Origin of the sequence: Mycolicibacterium aubagnense (assembly GCF_010730955.1) — a bacterium.
Taxonomy (GTDB): Bacteria; Actinomycetota; Actinomycetes; order Mycobacteriales; family Mycobacteriaceae; genus Mycobacterium; species Mycobacterium aubagnense.
The window spans coordinates 3,207,857-3,228,316 of sequence record NZ_AP022577.1; the positions used below are offsets into that span (position 1 = coordinate 3,207,857).

Annotated in this window: 14 protein-coding genes; 8 read left to right on the plus strand and 6 right to left on the minus strand. The window is 67.5% G+C overall.

The features are described from left to right. Positions 1-14: 14 nt before the first annotated feature. The 7 genes from G6N59_RS15660 to G6N59_RS15690 all read left to right on the plus strand — a co-directional run bounded on the left by G6N59_RS15660 (position 15) and on the right by G6N59_RS15690 (position 7,527). Positions 15-815, plus strand: coding sequence for a HugZ family pyridoxamine 5'-phosphate oxidase (locus G6N59_RS15660; RefSeq protein ID WP_138233151.1), 801 nt, complete (start codon positions 15-17; stop codon positions 813-815). 10 nt (positions 816-825) lie between these two features. Continuing rightward, positions 826-1,395 (plus strand): orotate phosphoribosyltransferase, encoded by a 570-nt coding sequence (locus G6N59_RS15665; protein WP_138233152.1) that lies wholly within the window; start codon positions 826-828, stop codon positions 1,393-1,395. Positions 1,396-1,455: 60 nt separating this feature from the next. Continuing rightward, positions 1,456-2,058, plus strand: coding sequence for a hypothetical protein (locus tag G6N59_RS15670; RefSeq protein WP_163911359.1), 603 nt, complete (start codon positions 1,456-1,458; stop codon positions 2,056-2,058). Next, a complete protein-coding gene (locus G6N59_RS15675) occupies positions 2,058-2,459 on the plus strand; it encodes a TIGR03668 family PPOX class F420-dependent oxidoreductase (RefSeq protein WP_138233153.1) in 402 nt (133 codons plus the stop codon). Before G6N59_RS15670 ends, G6N59_RS15675 begins: the two co-directional genes overlap by 1 nt. 146 nt (positions 2,460-2,605) lie before the next feature. Next, on the plus strand, positions 2,606-4,654 hold the full coding sequence (locus G6N59_RS15680; protein ID WP_138233154.1) for an elongation factor G: 2,049 nt from the start codon (positions 2,606-2,608) through the stop codon (positions 4,652-4,654). A gap of 120 nt (positions 4,655-4,774) precedes the next feature. Continuing rightward, positions 4,775-6,559, plus strand: a complete 1,785-nt coding sequence (locus G6N59_RS15685; protein WP_306789586.1) for a hypothetical protein — start codon at positions 4,775-4,777, stop codon at positions 6,557-6,559. Between the two features lie 98 nt (positions 6,560-6,657). Beyond that, positions 6,658-7,527: a type IV toxin-antitoxin system AbiEi family antitoxin domain-containing protein gene (locus G6N59_RS15690; protein WP_138233155.1), complete on the plus strand. Its 870-nt coding sequence runs from the start codon at positions 6,658-6,660 to the stop codon at positions 7,525-7,527. Between the two features lie 55 nt (positions 7,528-7,582). Here G6N59_RS15690 and car (G6N59_RS15695) read toward each other — a convergent pair whose 3' ends face one another. From car (G6N59_RS15695) to G6N59_RS15705, 3 genes are all read right to left on the minus strand, one after another. After that, on the minus strand, positions 7,583-11,101 hold the full coding sequence (car, locus tag G6N59_RS15695; protein WP_138233156.1) for a carboxylic acid reductase: 3,519 nt from the start codon (positions 11,099-11,101) through the stop codon (positions 7,583-7,585). A 171-nt stretch (positions 11,102-11,272) separates the two neighbouring features. Beyond that, positions 11,273-14,824, minus strand: a complete 3,552-nt coding sequence (gene car / locus G6N59_RS15700; RefSeq protein ID WP_138233157.1) for a carboxylic acid reductase — start codon at positions 14,822-14,824, stop codon at positions 11,273-11,275. A 100-nt stretch (positions 14,825-14,924) separates the two neighbouring features. Then, complete coding sequence (locus G6N59_RS15705) at positions 14,925-15,848, minus strand: DMT family transporter (RefSeq protein ID WP_234884442.1); 924 nt, start codon at positions 15,846-15,848, stop codon at positions 14,925-14,927. 219 nt (positions 15,849-16,067) lie between these two features. Between G6N59_RS15705 and G6N59_RS15710 the strand changes: the two genes are divergently transcribed. Then, positions 16,068-16,802: an SDR family oxidoreductase gene (locus G6N59_RS15710; RefSeq protein ID WP_138233158.1), complete on the plus strand. Its 735-nt coding sequence runs from the start codon at positions 16,068-16,070 to the stop codon at positions 16,800-16,802. A 17-nt stretch (positions 16,803-16,819) separates the two neighbouring features. On the opposite strand, the gene G6N59_RS15715 is transcribed toward G6N59_RS15710, so the two are convergent. From G6N59_RS15715 to mrf, 3 genes are all read right to left on the minus strand, one after another. Beyond that, on the minus strand, positions 16,820-17,869 hold the full coding sequence (locus G6N59_RS15715) for a zinc-dependent alcohol dehydrogenase family protein (RefSeq protein WP_138233159.1): 1,050 nt from the start codon (positions 17,867-17,869) through the stop codon (positions 16,820-16,822). Positions 17,870-17,918: 49 nt separating this feature from the next. After that, the gene (locus G6N59_RS15720) at positions 17,919-19,004 is read right to left on the minus strand and encodes an esterase family protein (protein ID WP_234884462.1); all 1,086 of its coding nucleotides are present in this window, start codon (positions 19,002-19,004) and stop codon (positions 17,919-17,921) included. A gap of 185 nt (positions 19,005-19,189) precedes the next feature. Further along, positions 19,190-20,377 (minus strand): ribosome hibernation factor-recruiting GTPase MRF, encoded by a 1,188-nt coding sequence (gene mrf / locus G6N59_RS15725; protein ID WP_138233161.1) that lies wholly within the window; start codon positions 20,375-20,377, stop codon positions 19,190-19,192. Positions 20,378-20,460 lie beyond the last annotated feature (83 nt).

Here is a 20,460-nt window from a genome sequence, read left to right on the forward strand (position 1 = left end):
AGTAGGGTGCAAACGTGGCGACACGCGATCATGGTGACCCAGGTGATGCCCCGACGATCCCGCCGCCGCTGGCAGCAATCGTCACGCCGGCCCGGCCGTCGGCCGCTGAAGAGGCCCGCACCATTGCCGCCTCGACCAACACCGGGACCCTGGCAACCCTGACCGCCGACGGCGACCCGTGGGCCTCGATGGTCACGTATGGACTCCTCGACGGCGCGCCGGTGCTGTGCGTCTCGAACCTCGCCGAACATGGCCGCAACCTGGCCGGTGATCAGCGGGCCAGCATCTCGATCATCGCGGCCAGCGCCGACAAGGATCCGCTGGCCGGTGGCCGGGTGACCCTGGCGGGACGGGTGGCGCGCCCCGAGGGCGCCGAACGTGATGCCGCCCGGGACGCCCACGTGGCTGCCGTCCCCGCCGCGAAGTACTACATCGACTACAGCGACTTCGCGCTGTGGGTGCTGCACGTCGACCGGGTTCGGTGGGTCGGCGGCTACGGCCGCATGGATTCGACTACGGGCGCGGATTACGCTGCGGCCCAGCCGGATCCGGTGACGCCGTCGGCCGCCGGGGCCATCGCGCACCTCAACGCCGACCACGCGGACTCGCTCGCGGCGATGGCCAGGGTGCTGGGCGGATACCCCGACACCGAGTCGGCGACCTGCACCGGCGCCGACCGCTACGGCCTGGATCTGCGGGTCGATACCGCCCGCGGCATGGCCTATACCCGCGTCGGATACGCCGAGCCGCTGCAGTCCATCGACGAATTGCGTTCAGCGGCGGTCGAATTAGCACGGCTGTCCCGGCAGGCATAGCATTCGCACCATGTCTGATCGCCCCGCCAGCTGGGAAGCCGCATTCGACCTGATCCGCACCCGCGGTTACGAGCGCCGTGAAGAGCCGTTCCGGCTGGCCAGCGGGCAGCTGAGCCACGACTACATCGACGGCAAGTTCGCCATCGACAACGGCGTCAGCCTCACGGTCGTCAGCAAGGCCGTGGCTGAACTGGCCGCGCTGCGCGGCATCGAGTTCGATGCCGTCGGCGGCCTGACCATGGGCGCCGACCCGCTGGCGCACGGCGTCGCGATGGTCACCGGCAAGGCCTGGTTCTCGGTCCGCAAGGAACAGAAGTCGCGCGGGCGTGAGCAGTGGATCGAGGGCACCCGCATCGAGCCCGGCATGCGGGTGCTGCTGGTCGACGACGTGATCAGCACCGGCGGCTCCACGGAGATCGCCTATGAGCGCGTCACCTCCGTGGGCGCCGTGGTCACCGGCGTCATCCCGATGGTCGACCGTGGCGACATCGCCACCGAGCGTTTCGCCAAGCGCGGCGTGCCGTTTGCCGCCCTGGTCAGCTACCGCGATCTCGGTATCGAACCGGTCAAGGACGTCTAAAGCGCGGACACGCGCGCCGATACCGAGCAATTGGCGCGAGCCACCCCTAGCATCTGGAAGGTGGCTGACAGCGACGACGCAGAGCGCGATCCATCACCGGGTGGAGTGCTGGAATCGTCCGTCGAGGCGGCCGGCGGCGACCCGGACACTGATCCGTTCCGCGCGGTCGACCCGGGCCCGCATGGCACCGGACCGTTTGCCGGGCCGACGACCGGCTCGTTCGTCATCCCCGAACCGGAGCCGACCGGCGACACCTTTGACGCGTTCAACACCGACACGTGGCGGTTCCGTCAGCCGCCGCCGCCCTGGTATCGGACGAAAGATGCGCGGCTGCTGCTGATCGCGGTGGCGGTCGCGGTGGTCGCCCTCGTCGTCTCGCTGGTGGTCCTGGCCACGCGCCGGGACTCGGGGTCGGATCAGCCGACACCGGTGGAGCCGGCACCGACGACCACCACGACAACGACGACGACGACGCCCGCGCCGGTCACCTCGTCGACCTCTACTCCGGTGCCGCCGCCCCCACCACCGGCCGAGCCGCCGCCCGCCGCAGTGCCACCTGCCGGGCACGCGCCGGCCGAGTCCGCCACCCCGACGGCGCGCGGGCCGGAGATCAACGTGACCCGGATGCCCATGAGCGTCGCCCCGAACCCACACCACCGCTGATGTCCGATCCCGCCGCCCTCTTCTCCGCCGCGCCCGTCGCGGTACTGGCCACGGTGTCCGCCGAGGGCCAGCCACATGTGGTCCCGGTGGTCTTCGCGGTCAGCGGGGACCTGCTCTACACCGCGGTCGACGCCAAACGGAAGTCGACGCAGCATCTGCGGCGGCTGGACAACATCGCGGCCAACCCACGCGTGAGCCTGCTCGCCGAGCAATACGACGACGACTGGTCCCACCTCTGGTGGGCCCGGGCCGACGGCATCGCCACCGTCCATCCGAGCGGCGACGAGATGGCGATCGGCTACTCACTGCTGCGGGCCAAGTACCACCAGTACGACCGGGTGGCGTTGGACGGCCCGGTGATCCGGGTGGCGATCACCCGATGGAGTTCCTGGCACGCTTGAGCCGCATGGCGATCAAGCGGCGAGGTACGAGCCGCGATGTGGGGGCACCTCCCGCTTGCGGGGGAGAATGCGGCAAGTGCATTGAGTCTTGTGCCGGACCTCGCGTCAGGAGCATGGTGGACGTGAGTCGTCGATAGGGGCACGCCATGGCGGACAAGTCGAATAACTCATCTGGCGCCGCGCCCAGCGCGGACAGTCCGGCGTCGATCCGAAATGTGGTTCTGGTCGGGCCATCTGGGTCCGGCAAGACCACCTTGGTCGAGGCCCTGCTGCTCCAGGCGGGCGTGCTGACGCGGGCGGGGACGGTGCTCGACGGCACCACCGTCTGCGATCACGAGCCGGCAGAAGTCGAGCAGCAGCGGTCGGCCGGGTTGGCTTTGGCGTCCCTGCCGCACGGGTCGGTGAAGGTCAACCTCCTCGACACCCCGGGCTACGCCGATTTCGTCGGTGAGCTGCGGGCCGGGCTGCGGGCTGCCGACTGCGCATTGTTCGTGATGGCCGCCAACGACGTGGTGGACGCTGCCACCAAGGCGTTGTGGCGGGAATGCGCTGACGTCGGGATGCCGCGCGCCGTGGTGGTGACCAAGCTGGATCACGCTCGCGCCACGTTCGCGGGCGCAGTGGAGTCCGCACGGGAATCCTTCGGGGACAAGGTGATTCCGCTGTATCTGCCGGCCGGGGACGGGCTGGTCTCGCTGCTCGCGGACGATGCGACGCTGATCGAGGGCATCATCGAGGAGTCCGAGGACGAGACGTTGATGGAGCGCTACCTGGGCGGCGAGCAGATCGACAACGCGGTGCTGGTTGCCGACCTCGAGCGAGCGGTGGCCCGCGGTTCGTTCTTCCCGGTTATCCCGGTATGCAGCACGACCGGGGTCGGCGCCGCCGAACTGCTCGACGTCATCGTCCGCGGATTCCCCTCTCCCCCCGAGCATGTGCCACCGCAGGTGTTCACCCCGGCCGGCGTGGAAAAGCCCGCGCCCGCCTGCGATCCCGACGCACCACTGTTGGCAGAGGTGGTGAAGACGACGTCGGACCCGTACGTCGGCAAGGTCAGTCTGGTCCGGGTGTTCTCCGGCACCATCAGGCCCGACACGACGGTTCACGTGTCGGGCCATTTCAATTCATTCGCCGACTCGGCCGCAGGGTGTGCCGAACACGAGGACCACGACGAAGACGAGCGCGTCGGCGCCCTGTCCTTTCCGCTGGGTCGGAAGCTTCGTCCGGCCGCTGAGGTGATCGCCGGTGACATCTGCGCGATCGCGCGGCTGACGTGCGCCGAGACCGGAGACACGCTGTCCGACAAGGCCTCCCCGCTGGTGTGCAGGCCCTGGACCATGCCGGCACCGTTGCTCCCGATGGCGGTCATACCGCACGCGAAGACCGACGAGGACAAGCTGTCGGTGGGGCTGGCTCGGCTGTCCGCCGAGGATCCGACGCTGCGCATCGAGCAGAACCCGCAGACCCATCAGATCGTGTTGTGGTGCATGGGCGAAGCCCACTGCGCGGTGGTGCTCGACGCACTGTCGCGGCGGTTCGGCGTCGCGGTCGACACCACAGAACTGCGGGTGCCGCTGCGAGAGACGTTCGGCGGCAACGCAAAAGGGCACGGACGGCACGTCAAACAGTCGGGCGGGCACGGGCAGTTCGCGGTGTGTGACATCACCGTCGAGCCGCTGCCCGAAGGGGCCGGATTCGAGTTCGTCGACAAGGTCGTGGGCGGCTCGGTGCCGCGTCAGTTCATCCCGAGCGTGGAGAAAGGTGTTCGCGCCCAGATGGACCGGGGCATCTGCGGGTACCCGATGGTCGACATCCGCGTGACGCTGCTGGACGGCAAGGCGCACAGCGTGGATTCGTCGGACTACGCCTTCCAACTCGCGGGCGGACTGGCGCTGCGCGAGGCGGCCGCCACCGCTTCGGTGAATCTGCTCGAGCCCATCGACAGCGTGCATATCGTGGTGCCCGACGACATGGTGGGTGCGGTCATGAGCGACCTGTCCGGGCGGCGAGGCCGCGTGCTGGGCACCGATACGGCGGGCGATTCCTGCACCGGCATCGACGCCGAGGTTCCGGAGATCGAGCTGACCCGGTATCCGATCGAACTGCGGTCGTTGTCCCACGGAGCCGGGTCGTTCACCCGGTCCTTCGCCCGGTATGAACCGATGCCGGAAGCGGTGGCAGCGCGGGTGCGATGACCCCGCCGAAGTGATCCACGACTTTGGCAAACCTGATCGTGACTGACATCACCCGATGTCATAGTGTCGTCAGATTCGTGCGCGCGCGAGCGGGCACCAGAGATGTCAAAGGGGACACCGGTGGGGACACAGTCGGGGCTCAGTCGGCGTAAATCCAGTCGCTACCGACTGGCGGTGATCGCCGCGGCCATGGGTATCGCGGCCGCGACCAGCCAGAACGTCGCGTGGGCCGAGACCGGGACCACCAGTTCGCCGGGCACGTCGTCGCAGTCGGGCGCCACACACACAAGCCCCACGAAAGAGGACGCGCCGTCCAAGCCCAAACCGAAGCCGGGCAATAAGGACAAGACGGCCGGCACGGACTCCACCAAAGACGCCAACGACTCTGACAAGTCCAACACCAAGCCGGCCATCGACACCTCGGGCACCGACACCTCGGCCACCGACACCGACGTCAAGCCGGATACCAAGCCCGAGGCCAAGCCCGCCACAAAACCGGCGAAACCCCTTGTCACACAAAATGGATCTGAACTGGTCAAACCGGCCGGCGACCTCAAGAAGTCACCGAAGCTCAAGCCGGCCACCGCGAGCACCCCCGTCAAGGACGCCGCGGCCGCCACCGCACCTACTGCCGCCACCGCACCTGCCAACACGCCCGCTCCGAGCGCCGCCACCGCACCCGCCAACACACTCGCGCCGACCACTCGGCTGGCCGCCCTGGCAACCACCACCAACACCGTCGGCACTCTGACGACGCCGACGCCACCGCAGCCGCTGAACCCGATCGCCACGATCCTCCAGCTGCCGGGGCGCCTCATCAATTCCGTACTCCAAGCGCTGGACCTGACGGTCTCGCAGAGCGGCCCGAAGAGCCCGTTCAACTGGTCACCCATTTCCGAGGCGCTGTTCGCGGGATTCCGGCGCATCGAGGACATGCTCGGGCTGAGCAAGACCCCCACCTCGGCGCCCGTGGTACCGGAGCTCACCTACACCGGCCCCACCAGCGGCGACACCCCGACGGTATCCCAGTTCCTGAACGCCGCAGCCGACGCCTACGTGCTCGGCGGCCAACCCGGTGACCTGAAGCCGTTCACCGTCAACGGTTTTCAGATGCAGACCTTCAATCCGTTGTCGGGCGCCGTCGGCAAGGCCTGGGTGACGCCCGAGGGGAAGATCATCATCGCGTACCAGGGCACGACGGGCGGCACCAATCTGTTGTTCCATCCGCTGATCGCGCTGTCGCAGATCGTCACGGACATGCAGATCATCTTCACCAACACCACGCCGCAGGCGTTCTGGGACTCGTTGGCGTTCGAGCGCACGGTCCAAGCCGCGGCAGCCCAGCAGGGTTACACCACCGATGACATCTACGTCACGGGCCACTCACTGGGCGGTTGGGAGGCCCAGTTCGTCGCGCAGAAGACGGGCCTCGGCGGTATCGGCTTCGAAGGTCCCGGCCTGAACACGTCAGTGCCCGGCAACAACAGCGCGGCGCAGAATTTCGTCAACGTGGAGACCTACGGCGACACCGCGGCGTACTTCTCCACCGATCTCCCGGGGCTGCAGCCGTTCATGCCGGCTTACGACCCCACCGGCGGCAGCAAGCCGCACTACGGCAACATCGTGATGATCGGCGACCCGACGGCCGTGAACCCGCTGCTCAACGCGTCCGCGCTGTGGGGTCCGAACCCGATCAACGACATCGTCTTCGCCGTCGACATTCTCGGTAACTTCTTAGAGCACCACCTGCCCGGCATGCAGGCCTACAACCTCGGCGTGGCGCCGGATCCCGGTGTGGTGCCGTGGCTGGGCTCCTACACCGGGTCGATCAACGACTGGGGCGGCCTGGACATCTTCGAACTGCAGCAGGCGGCGTCCGACGCCGGTGTCCTCGTCGCCCCGTAGTGAGCGATTTGTGCACGATTTTCCGCGGCTGCCGCGGAAAATCGTGCACAAATCCCCGTTGATGGAACCGCAGGGCCGCAGCCAACGTCCGAATCTGTGTGCTTGATGACTACCTTCGCCGCCACGATGGCGTAATCACCCGCGCCCAAGCCCGGACTGCCGGAATCAGCGACGACGCCATCAGCCGCCGGGTCCGTTCCGGCCACTGGCTGCGATACGCCCCCGGAGTGTTCTTCGTCGACGACCGTCCATTCAGCGATGCGGCGCGCGTACGCAGTGCAGTGTGGTCCCATGGGCCCGAGGCCACCGCCAGCGGACTGGCCGCCGCGTGGTGGCTCGGCATCACTCACTACCCGCCAGAGATGGTGGAAGTCACCGTGCCGAAGATGAGCAATCATCGCAAGCGCGACGGGATCAGGGTTCGGCGCCGCGACCTGCTGCGACAGGACATCATCGAACGCAGCGGACTGCGCGTGACCGCACTTCCACTGACGGTCATCGAAGCCGCGACCCGCCGCGGCGGTGGCGTCAAGCTGATGGACTCGGCGTTGCAGCGGCACGTCGAGCTGAAACAGCTCTGGGACACGCACCTGCGCAACAAAGGGCGACACGGTTCGCCCGCGGCCCGGATACTGCTGCTGGCCGCCGAAGATGGAGCCCGCTCCGCAGCCGAACGCCTACTTGTAAAACTCCTGCGCCAGAACAAGATCACCGGGTGGAAGGCCAACTTCCCGGTCGCCGGATATAAAGTCGACGTCGTCTTTCAAGCAGCAAGACTTGCCGTCGAAGTCGACGGGTGGGCCTTTCACAGCAGTGCAGAAGACTTCGAGAACGACCGAAAGCGGCAGAACATCATCTCGCTGCTCGGCTATCAGATCTTGCGGTTCACCTGGCTCGACCTGACTGAATATCCCGACCGAGTGCTCGCAGAAATACGGAATGCCCTGCAATCCAGGCATGCCGCCTGAGTATTTGTGCACGATTTTCCGCGGCAACCGCGGAAAATCGTGCACAAATCCCGGGTCAGAGCAAGCCGCGCAGCTGCAGATCGGTGATGTACTTGACGATCACCGGCGCAGTCACGTGCGGAATGTCCTTGTCCGGACCCAGCTTTGCTTCCTGCACCGCCTCGCGGAACACCACGACCGGCGCGATGGACCCGTTGTGCGGGTGCTCCGGCTTCTGGTAGTTGTGCAGCAGCGGCAGCAGTGACGCCTGACGCTGCCGGTCCGGCAGGGCCCGCAGGGTGGTTTCGAAGCGGGCCAGCCATTCGGCGTAATCATCAACGCGGGCAATGGAATAGCCGGCTTCGATGAGCCAGTCGACGAACTCGTCCATACCCAAGCCGTCGGAGTGCGGATTCATCACGTGGTAGGTGACGAACTCGCCTGCGGGCCGCACGCCCAGGGTGTCGATGGCCTCGGCGATGAACTCGACGGGCAGCCCGTCGTAGTGCGCGGCCTGCCGCTTACCCTCGGCGTCGCGTTCGTAGAACGAGTACGGGGCGATGCCGGTGGCCACCAGCGAGAACATCATGCGGGTGAACATGTCGGGCAGGTTCAGCTGGCCCGCGTACGACGTGTCGGCCAGGATCATGTCGCAGCGGAACACCGAAACCGGCAGGCCGCAAAGATCATTCGCCTCACGCAGCAGCACCTCTCCGGCCCATTTGCTGTTGCCATAACCGTTCGCATAGCCGTCGTGCACCGCACGCACCGGGCTCATCACCCGGACGTCCGCTTCTTCGGTGAACGTGCCCGGCTTCAGCTGATCGCCGACCCCGATGGTGGAGACGTAGATGTACGGCTTCTGCCGGGTGGTCAGGGCGATGCGGATCAGCTCGGCGGTGCCGAGTGCGTTGGGACCGAACAGTTCGCTGTACGGCAGCACGTGGTTCACCAGCGCGGCCGGATCCACGATCACGTCGACCTCGTCCGCGAGTCGCTGCCAAACCTCCTGCGGCAGCCCGAGATTCTCATCACCCTTGTCGCCGGCGATGACCTCGAGGTGGTCGGCGGCGAGCGCCTGGTAGTGCGCCAACAGCTTCGGATCACCGGAATCGAAGGTCGCGTCCAGACGCGCCCGGGCCTCTTCGTCGGACTTGGCGCGCACCAGGGCGATCACCTTGCCGTCGACCAGGTCCATGCGCTCCAGCCACTCCAGCGCCAGGTAGCGGCCCAGGAATCCGGTTGCGCCCGTGAGCAATACAGTGCGCACCTCGGACGCCGGACCGGGCAGCGACGGCGCGGCGGCCAACGTCGCGGCATCGATGAACTTGTCCAGCGTCAGGTCAGCGGCGCGCACCTCGGTGGCGTTCTTGCCATGCACCGAGGTGAAGCTCGGGCGCTTGGCACCACCGCCGCGCTCGTTCTCGATGTACGCCGCCAGGGCTGCCAGGTCGTTGGCCGGGCTGACGATGATGCCGACCTGGACCTCGACACCGAAGATCTCCTCCAGCAAGTTGCCGAAGGTCAACGCCGACAACGAATCTCCACCCAAGTCGGTGAAGTGCGCATCGGCCGAGACCTCGCCGGACGCACCGAGCAGGGCACCGGCGGCACGGATGACGGTCGGCAGGGCCGGGCCGTCGGCGCCGTATTGGCGCAGCGCGCGCAGCTCGTCGGCCTGGCCCGCGGCCAGGCTGGCGTACAGGTCTTCCAGGGCCGGACCGTAATGGGCCTTGAGCTTGGGCCACGCCAGCTTGCGGATACCGGTCAGCAGTCCGTTCTCCAGCGAGAACGGCTCGGTCTCGATGATGAAGTCGCGGGGGATCTCGTAGGACTGCAGCTCGGACGCCTTCGCCACCTCCTGCAGCGAATCGCTGATCTGCTGCTTCAACTCCGCGGATTCCCAACGGGCCAAGGCATCTTCGGTCGGGACCACCACGGCCAGCAGGTACGGCTGGGCGCTGTTGCCGTAGACGTAGATCTGCCGGACCAGCGGGCTGTTGTTGCTGAATGCCGCCTCCAGCTTGGCCAGTGTGACGAACTCACCCTGCGCCAGCTTCAGCACATTGTTGCGGCGGTCGACGTACTGGATCTGGTCCGGACCGATCTCGGCGACCACATCGCCGGTGCGGTAGAACCCGTCCTCGTCGAAGACACTCGCGGTGACCTCGGGCCGCTTGTAGTAACCCGGGAACAGGTACTCGGTCTTCACGAGCAGCTCACCGCGCGGGTACGGCTGGTCGGTCAGGAAGTAGCCCAGGTCGGGCACGTCGACCAGCTTGTAGTCGAGGGTCGGCGGGCGCTGGATGACGCCGTCGAAGAAGACCATGCCGGCCTCGGTGGAGCCGTAGCCCTCCAGCACGTGGATGCCGAGGAACTTCTCGACCCAGGCCTTCAGTTCATCGGTGATGGGCGCCGACCCGGTCATCGCCTTGATGTAGCGGCCACCGATCAGGTTCTGCCGCATGTCGGCCATCACCTGCTGCTCGATGTCGTCGCGCTCGGCCTCGCCGGCGCCGGCCGGAACCAGCTTGTCGACGCGGCTCTGGAACTCCAGGTACAGCATCTCCCAGACGCGGGGCACCAGGTTCAGCTCGGTGGGACGTGCCAGTGCGAAATCCTCGAGCAGAGTGGAGAGGTCGCTCTTGGCTGCGAAGTAGACGATGCCGCCGTTGGCCAGGGTGGAGTACAAGATGCCGCGGCCCATGACGTGGCTCATCGGCATGAAGGCCAAGTTGATCGAGGCCTCGCTCGGTCCGAACCATGCCGAGCTGGCGCGCCGCCAGAAGCTCGTCATGTTGCTCTCCGGATACATCGCGCCCTTAGGGGCGCCGGTCGAGCCGGAGGTGTAGATCAGCAGGGCCAGCGGGTCGGCCTCTTCGGAAACCGGCGCGGGCGCCGAGGGCAGCTCACGGCCGCGGGCGAGCACGTCGGCGAACGTCTCGACCGCGACGTTCAGGCCGGCGAGTACCGCCCGCGCCTGCTCAACGGCCTCACGCTCGTCGTCGACCTCGGCGTGGTGGTCGAACACCACGAACCGGGCCGGGGCCGGGCCGCCGACGGCGAGTTCGACGGCGTCGGCGACATAGCCGGCGCTCACGGCGATCAGCACCGGTTCGGTCTCGGCGACGATCGGCAGCAGCGACGACGTTGCCGAGCTGGTCTGCAGCGGCACCGACACGGCGCCGATCTGTCCCAGGGCCGTGTCGATGACGGTGTAGTCGGTGCTGGTGAATCCGAGGATCGCGACGCGGTCGCCGGTCTTCACGCCGTCTGCGTGCAGCGCGGCGGCGACGGCGCGGACGCGATCCCAGAGTTCGCCGTAGGTGATGGTGTCGTACTTCGGCAGCAGCCGGCTGGTGGTGCGGCCGTTCTCGGTGACGAACTCGACCGCGCGCTGTCCCAGCGCGGTCCGGTCGGCGTAGCCCTCGAGGACTGTTTTGACGATCTCGGCAAGTCGCATGCCGGGCTCTTCGACCAACCGAGCCACCGACTCGATCGGGACGGCCGCGGCGAACTGCGGATCGTTGGCGGATAGTTCGGCGATCCGGCGGGCGAGCCCGTCAGAGGCACTGTCGGCATGGTCAATCGACATGAATAAACCTCACGAAAAATCGAAATCTCGAATGGGCACGCCCCGTTGCATCCCCACTAATTCAATGACGCTGGCGCGGTCGTCGTTGTTCCGGCGACTCCCTGCCAGTTCCCTGTGATTTGTGCACGATTTTCCGCGGCAGCCGCGGAAAATCGTGCACAAATCGCTCGGTCAGAGCAGACCCAGCAACTCCAGATCGGTGATGTACTTGACGATCACCGGGGCACCGATGTGCGGAATATCCTTGTCCGCACCGATTTTCGCGTTCTGCACCGCAGCCCGGAACCGCTCGACCGGGGCAATGGACCCCCGCACCGGGTAGCTCGGCTGCTGATAGTTGTGCAGCAGCGGCAGCAGCGACGCCTGACGCTGCCGGTCCGGCAGGCCGCGCAGACCCGTCTCGAAACGAGTCAGCCAGTCGGCGTAATCATCAACGCGGGCAATGGAATACCCGGCTTCGATGAGCCAGTCGACGAACTCGTCCATACCGATACCGTCGTCGTACGGGTTCATTACATGGTACGTCTCGAACGTCGAGTCGGACTCGCCGGCCGCGACCTGCACCGCGAGCGTCGAGATGGACTCGGAGACGAACTCGACGGGCAGCCCGTCGTAGTGGGCACGCTGCCGCTGACCCGAGGCATCCAGCTCGTAGAACGACTTCGGCGCGATGCCGGTGGCCACCAGCGAGAACATCATGCGGGTGAACATGTCGGGCAGGTTCAGCTGGCCGGCATACGTGGTATCGGCCAGGATCATGTCGCAGCGGAACACCGAAACCGGCAGGCCGCAAAGATCATTCGCCTCACGCAGCAGCACCTCCCCGGCCCACTTGCTGTTGCCGTAGCCATTTGCATAGCCGTCGTCCACCGACCGCACCGCGCTCATCACGCGCACATCGGCAGCCTCGACGAACTCGCCGGGCGCGACGCCGCCGCCGACCGCGATGGTCGAAACGTAGGCGAACGGCTTGATCCGGGTGGTCAGGGCGATGCGGATCAGCTCGGCGGTACCCAAGGCGTTCGGGCCGAACAGTTCGCTGTAGGGCAGCACGTGGTTCACCAGCGCGGCCGGGTCCACAATGACGTCGACGGTGTCGGCCAGTCGTTGCCAAACCTCCTGCGGCAGGCCCAGATTGGCTTCACCCTTGTCGCCGGCGATGACTTCCAGGTGGTCGGCGGCGAGCGCCTGGTAGTGCGCCAGCAGCTTCGGATCACCGGAATCGAAGGTCGCGTCCAGACGGGCGCGGGCGTCGGCGTCGGACTTGCCACGGACCAGGCAGATGACCTTGCCGTCGACCAGGTCCATGCGCTCCAGCCACTCCAGCGCCAGATAGCGGCCCAGGAATCCGGTTGCGCCCGTGAGCAATACGGTGCGCACCTCGGAAGCCGGGCCGGGCAGCGATGGCGCGGCGGCCAACGTCGCGGCATCGATGAACTTGTCCAGCGTCAGGTCCGCGGCGCGCGCCTCGGTGGCGTTCTTGCCGTGCACCGTGGAGAACGTCGGCCGCTTGCTGCCGGGCGCGCGCTCCCCGTCGATGTAAGCCGCCACACCTGCCAGGTCGGTGGCCGGGCTGACGATCACGCCGACCGGCACCTCGACCTCGAAAATCTCCTCGAGCAGGTTGCCGAAGGTCAACGCCGACAACGAATCTCCACCCAGGTCGGTGAAGTGCGCATCGCCCGTCAGGTCCGAGCCGGCCGCGCCCAAGGTCGCTCCGACAGCACGCAGCACGGTCTCGAGCACCGGGGCGTCGGAGGCACGCAGCGCCCGCAACGCTCGAAGTTCCATGGCCTGACCCTCGGCCAGTTCGGCGTACAGTTGCTCCAGTTCGGCGCCGTACCGGGCCTTCAGCTTCGGCCAGGCCAGCTTGCGGACGCCGGTCAGCAATCCGTTCTCCAGCGAGAACGGCTCGGTCTCGATGATGAAGTCGCGGGGGATCTCGTACGACTGCAGCCGGGCCTCGCGGGCCACCACCTGCAGCGCGTCGGCCAGCTCGGGCCGCAAGGATTCCGGACCAGCAGCGCCGCCCAAAGCCTCCGAAGACGGCACGATCACCGCCAGCAGGTAGGAGCGAGAACTGTTGCCGTACACGTAGATCTGCCGGACCAGCGGGCTGGTGCCGAAGGCGGCTTCCAGCTTGGACAGCGTTACGAACTCGCCCTGCGCCAGCTTCAGCACGTTGTTGCGGCGGTCGAGGTACTGCAGGTGGTCGGGGCCGAGTTCGGCGACAATGTCGCCGGTGCGGTAGAAGCCGTCCGCGTCGAACACGTCGGCGGTGACATCGGGCCGCTTGTAGTAGCCCGGGATCAAATCGGTTGACTTCAAGAGCAATTCACCACGCGGGTGCGGCCGGTCGGTCGAGAGGTAGCCGAGCTCGGGCACGTCGACCAGCTTGTAGTCCAGGACTGGCGGACGATTCACATGGCCGCTGAGCATGACGCCGCCGGCCTCGGTCGAGCCGTAGGCCTCCATCAACTCCAGCCCGAGGAACTTCTGCACCCAGGCCTTGAGCTCGGGCGAGATCGGTGCCGATCCCGTCATGGCGACGAGCTGGCGCCCACCGATCAGGCTGACGCTCCGTTCGTCGAGCACCTGCTGCTCCGAGACACCTTCGAGAGCCCGGCGGTCGACCTCGCTCTGCACTTCCTGGTGGATCATCTCCCAGACCCGGGGCACGAAGGTCATCTGCGTCGGCCGGACCAGCGCGATGTCCTCCAGGAGGGTGGACAGGTCGCTCTTGGCCGCGAAGTACACGGTGCCGCCGTGGGCCAAAGTGCGGTAGACGGTGCCGCGACCCATCATGTGGCTCATCGGCAGGAAACTCAGAACGATAGAGGGCAACGCCGGCTGCTGGCTGACCAAGCCGGTCCGCCAGGCGTTGGTGACGAGCCGCTCGGGATACATGGCGCCCTTGGGGGTGCCGGTGCTGCCGGAGGTGTAGATCAGGACCAACAGTGGGTCTGGCTCGACGGCCGCCACGGGCTCGACGGCCGGAAGCGCGGTTCCGCGCGACACCATCTCGGCGAGAGTCTCGACCACGACGCCGCGCTCGGCCAAACGGGCCGCGGCCCGCTCGACGGCCTCGCGCTCGTCGTCGACCTGGGCGTGGTGGTCGAACACGACCACCCGGGTCAGTGCGGCGCTCGCGCCGGATACCAATTCAATCGCGTCGTCCAGGAACTTCACGTCGGCGAACAGCGCGCGGGGCTCGGTCTCATCGAGGATCGGGCGCAGCTGCTCGGCAGGCGCACTGGTCTGCAGCGGGACGGCGACGACGCCGGCGCGCGCCAGGGCGGTATCGATGATCGTGTATTCGGCGCTCGTGAAACCGAGCACGGCGACCCTGTCGCCAGCGGCGACGATTGGCTGACCGCCGCCGGGGACGTTGTCGTCTGTGCCGGAGAGCAGCGCGTTGTCCACGGCCTGGATCTGCCGCCAGACCTCGCCGAAGGTGACGGTGTCGTAGCGCGGCAGCAGCCGGGACACGGTGCGGCCGGCATCGTCGGTCACGTATTCGACGGCGCGCTGCCCGAGCGCGGGCCGGTCGGCGTAGGCCGCCATGACGGCGCGGATCACCTCGGGCAGCCGGATGCCGGGCTCGTCGAGGGCGGCGCCGACCCCGGGAAGGGGCAGAGCCGCGGCAAGTTGGGGGTCGGTGGCGCAGAGGTCAGCGACGCGCTGCGTCAGTTCGTCGGTAAGTGCGGTTTGTTCGTTCGCCATAGCTACCTCATCACAATCATTTCACCAGCGTCGGCAAATACAACGTTAGCAAAACTAAAGATATGCCGAGCCACGTCTGTGACAAACCGCACTGCTCGGTTCAGCGTTCCGGGGTGGGTTGCACCGGTTGCGGCGCGAGCGGCGGGACCGCCTTCGTCCCCGCCTGCGTTTCGTACGCGCCTTCGTCCCGGCCGAGGGCGATGGTCGCCGCCGCCATGGCGCCGATGGACGCGACGAGCGCCGCGGCTTCGACTCCGGTCGTGTCGAAGCCCTCTCCGAGCACCAGTGCACCGAGGACGACGGCCACCACCGGCTCGAGCACGAGCATGGTCGGAACCGACGTCTGCAGCGCGCCGGCATGGAACGCGGACTGCTGCAGCACGGTCGCCACCGCGCCCAAGATGATGAGCAGGTACGGCGCCGGCGTCGCCAGCAGGCCCAGCCAGCCCCGGTGCTGAAGGATCGCCATGAAGATTTTGGTCACCACGGCGACGACGCCGAACAACACCCCGACACCGACGGCCAGCAGGACGGCGCGCGCCCAGCCGCTGCATCGCACCGCCAGCACCACGCACCCGACGATGATCGCGGCGCACACCGCGGCGACCAGCACGATCATCCCTGGCGAGGCCAGGTGTTCGTCGCGTTCAGGCCGGGCCAGCACGACGAATCCCGCCAACCCGATGGTCAGCAGTCCGGCCCACAGCCACTCACCGCGGGTCACCCGGCGGTGCGCCTGATGCGCACTGAGCGGCAGCGCGAACAGCAGCGCCGAGACCAGCAGCGGCTGCACCAACAGCAGCGATCCGTGCCCCAACGCCAGCGCCTGGAAGACGTAGCCGGCGACGGCCGCACCGGTGCCGGCCCACCACAACCGGCGTCTCAGCAGCGTCGACAGCATGACGACGCTGACGCCGTGTTCGGGCGGTACATCGATCGTCGCGCGCTGCCGCACCACGATGCCGACGGCAGCACACACGGCCGCGCACAGGGCGAACAGCACCACGAGTCCGTGTTGAATCAACGGAGACGTCCGATCAGCGTGGCCGCATATCGCGCCACAGACCTCACCGGAAACATCACGCCCAAAGGGTAGTCGAGCGGGACTATCTGTCCCACTCGCGAGCGCGCGGCCGCCCCGTCGCGAGCAACCGCTCCCCGCCTAAACACTGGCCAGTCAGGCACATTTACCGTTACCTTATATTTCTCTTATCTTTCTTATTTTTGAGGTACGGTCGGTGCCATGCACCCAAGAATCGCTCTCGTCACCGGCGCTTCGCGCGGCATCGGAGCCGCCGTGGCCGGGCAGCTGGCCGGCCCCGACACGCATGTCCTGGTGAACTACCGAGAGAAGGCCAAGCGCGCCGGCACGATCGTGGACAGCATCCGCGCAGCCGGCGGGCAGGCGTCCGCCATCGGCGCCGACGTGTCCGACGCCGCCGCGACCAAGGAAATGATCGATCGGATCGACAGTCGCTTCGGGCGCCTCGACATCCTGGTGCTCAACGCGTCCGGTGGCCTGGAGTTCGGCGCCGCACCGGACTACGCGATGCGCCTGAACCGCGACGCCCAGCTGCGACTGGTCGATCTGGCGCTCCCCCTGATGCCCGCCGGCGCTCAGATCGTCTTCGTCACCAGCCACGAGGCCCACTGCTATCCGCACCTGCCAGTGCCCGACAGATACGGCCCCATCGCCGCCAGCAAGCGGGCCGGGGAGAACGCGCTACGTGCGCTGCGACCTGAATTCGACCGGTGCAGAATCGGATTCACCGTGGTCTCGGGAGACATGATCGAAGGCACGATCATCGCCCGGCTGTACGAACGTCGCGATCCCGAGGCCGTCGGCGCACGCCGCAGCCAAGGACCGCTGCCGACCATCGACGAATTCGCCACCGCCATCACCACCGCCGCCACGGGCCGCGACCTACGTGACACCGTGTACGTCGGGGGCGCGGACCACCTGGTCCTGCCCGCGTGAATCCAGGCCGAGGCCGATCAGGGCTCGAGCAGCACCTTGATGGCCGTGCGCTGATCCATCGCCGTGTACGCGTCGGCGACCTGGGCGAGCGGTAGGGCCAGGTCGAAAACCCGGCCGGGCTCGATGGCCCCGGACAGCACGTCCGGCAGCAGCTCGTCGAGGTAGGGCCGGACGGTCGCCATGCCGCCCGCGACGTGGATGTTCGTGTTGAACAGTTGGCGCATCGGCAACTCGGGTGCGCCGGCAGGCACGCCGACGAACCCCAGATGGCCACCGGGACGGACCGCGCCGAGCGCCTGGCGCATCGAATCCTTGGTGCCCACGCACTCCAGCACCGAATCGGCACCGACGCCGCCCAGCAGGTCCTCGATGGCCGCGATCCCCTCATCACCCCGCTCGGCGACGATATCTGTCGCACCGAAGGCGCGGGCCAAATTCTGCCGGTCCTCGTGCCGAGACATCACGATGATTCGTTCCGCGCCAAGGCGTTTCGATGCCAGCACCGCGCACAGCCCAACGGCGCCGTCCCCCACGACCACCACCGTGGCGCCGGGGTGCACGTTGCCGGCCCGCGCGGCATGATGCCCGGTGGACATGACGTCGGCGAGGGTCAGCAGGTGCGGGTACAGCTCGGCATGTGGTGTTTCCGGCACCGTGAACAGAGTGCCGTCGGCGAAGGGCACGCGGACGTATTGCCCCTGCGCCCCGTCGAGCGGTTCGCCGGATCGGGTGGCCCCGCCCCAGATCCCGAAATTCACGCACGAGGTGGTGATCCCGTTGCGGCAGTGCACGCACGTGCCGTCACTGTCGGTGAACGGCGAGATCACGAAGTCTCCGACGCGCACGTTGTTCACCTCGGCGCCAACAGCTTCCACGATCCCGATGAACTCATGCCCGATCGGGTGCGGTGCGTTCGTCGGCGCGACGCCGCGGTACGGCCACAGGTCCGAACCGCACACGCAGGTCCGCACCACCCGGACCACTGCGTCGCCCGGTGACTGAATCTGCGGGTCGGGGCGCTCCTCGAATCGAATGTCGCCTGGCCCGTAGATGATCGTGGTCTGCACAGCTGCCCGCCCTTTCAGGTGTCGATTCCGACCCCTGAGTCTTGCGGATCTAGCCCGTCGGCGCGAGCACCAGGCCACCCGTGGTGGCCGGAGCAGGTGCGGCAGGCACCGGGACCACGGCCGGAGCCGCAGCGGGCGCCGCAACCGGAACCGCGGCAACGACGGGAGCCGGTGCCGGCACCGCGACCGGAGCCACCACAGGCGCGGGAGCCGGCGCCGGGGCGGCCGGCGGGGGCACCGGAGCGCCGACGCCCAGCACGCGCAGCAGATCCGGCTTCATGGCCTGCAGCTGCTGACCCCAGTAGCCCCAGCTGTGGGTGCCGTCCGTCGGGAAGTTGAACACCGCGTTGCGACCACCGGCCTGCTGATACAGCCTCTGGAAGTCCCGGTTCGAGCTGATCGTGAGGTTCTCCAGGAACTGGGCGCTGTAGAGAATCCCGATGTCGCCCGGCGTATCCAGGTCGGACGGCATGCCGTTGCCGCAGTACACCCAGACCGCGGTGTTGTTGGCCACCAGCTGCTGGACGTTGACGGTCGGGTCGTTGCGCCGCCAGGCCGGATCGCTCGCGATGCCCCACATCTGGGTCGGGTTGAACCCGCCGGCGTCCTTCATCGCGAATCCGATCAAGGTCGGCCACAGGCCCTGCGACGGGTTGAGGAAGCCCGACAGCGAGCCGGCGAAGATGAACTGCGACGGGTGCCAGATGGCCAGCGTCAGGGCGGAGCCACCCGACATCGAAAGGCCGACGACGGCGTTGCCGGTCGGCTGCACGCCTCGGTTCGCGGCCAGCCAGGCCGGCAGCTCCTGGGTCAGGAACGTCTCCCACTTGTAGGTGATGACGCCGTTGTTGTTCGTGGCCGGCTGGTACCAGTCGGTGTAGAAGCTCGACTGGCCGCCGACGGGCATCACCATCGAGATGCCCGACTGGTAGTACCACTCGAACGCGGCGGTGTTGATGTCCCAGCCGCTCTGGTCGTCCTGGGCCCGCAGACCATCGAGCAGGTACACCGCGTGCGGCCCGCCGCCCTGGAACTCAACCTTGATGTCGCGCCCCATCGCGGGCGACGGAATGTTCAGCACCTCAACCGCTTTCGCGGCGGCGTGCGCCTGCGGCAGCGCCGCGGGCATCGCCATTCCGGGGACCGTCAGGGCAGCGACAGCCGCCACCGCGAGCCGGCGCAGTTTCGCGCCGAAATTCTTGCCAACCAGAGTCGCCAACACGAAGTGAAAACTAACCCCGGGTCGCACCGGCGCGGCCGACCAACGCGCGGTGTGATCGCCTCGTTACCAAGGTGTTTGGCTATCGAGTCCAGAACGCTTCACGCAGTGCCGTGATCGGTGCCATCGCCGACGACGGTCACGTCGCCGGAGGTGCACGGCTCCTGATGCCAGTCCCCGAACGGATCCGGGTAGTCGGACCAGGCGCCGCGCACGGCGAATTCCTCGTCGGTCAGCAAGGCGCCGTTCAGCGCAGCGGTGACATCGTCGGGGCGGGCGCCGCACACCAGAATGATCATCGCGGTGTTCCGGTCCCCGAAGTCGTTGTCCCACATCAGGTCTGCCAGAGCTCGCCGTTCGCGGTCCAGGTAGGCCGCTTCGCTGACGGTCATGGCGGCGATCCACCGGCCGGCATTGCTGACCCGCAGGCCGCCGCCGGCCGACTCCAGCCACATGACGTGATCAGCCCTGTTGGCCAACCAGATCCGGCCACGGGTCCGGATCACCCCGTCCAGGAGGTGGTCGATGGCGTCGTGCAGGCGTTCGGGGTGGAATGGCCGGCGCGCGTTGAACTCAACAATCTGAACGGGCCCTTCAGGTTTGAGGCTGGGCTGCCCGGCGAGCAGCGGTCCGTGCGGCTCGTCGGCGCGGCCCAGCCGGGCGTCGGGCCGCAAGGTGCGCAACGCACCCTCGACCAGGTCGGGCTCGGTGACGAGCCGCGCTCGCGGTGCCAGCCGGCGGCAGGCCGCCAACAGCACGGGTTCGGCGTGGGTCACCACGAGCACGTCGGCGAACTCCGCCTGCCCCACTGCCACCTGGGCGACGGTCCGACCGTCGGGCAGTTCGTCGTCGCCAAGCGCCTCGGACAGCCAGTCGGACGCTTCGATGCACGTCACCACACCCGCAATCGCCACATCCCGGGCAGCCGGCCCGTCGATATATCCGGGGCCGACGTGCACGCGTACGTGGTTGATGGCCCAGCAGATCGGCTCGGGCTCCATCCACGGCTCCAGGTGGACCACGATCCGGTGGATGTCGTCGCGCCGGTGCAGCAGGCGCAGGTAGATCAGCAGGTCATTGCGGACAGTGCAGGACACGCAGCCGTGGGCCAGTTCCAGCGCCGCCTCGGTTTCGTTGACGATGCCGTGGGGCGCGGTGACGGTGCGACGGCGCACGACGTGACCGTCGAACTGGTGCTCCACGAGCACCGTGCCCGGCCCCTTCAACAGTTCCTCGGTCGCGTATCCGGTCGGTCCCTGACCAGCCACGACGATCACCGGCGTCCGCATCGCCACTCCTTATCGACAATCATTTTCAATTCGGTCGCTGCCACGCTACAGTGGCGGTCGGCACTTGTCGAAAACGATTTTCA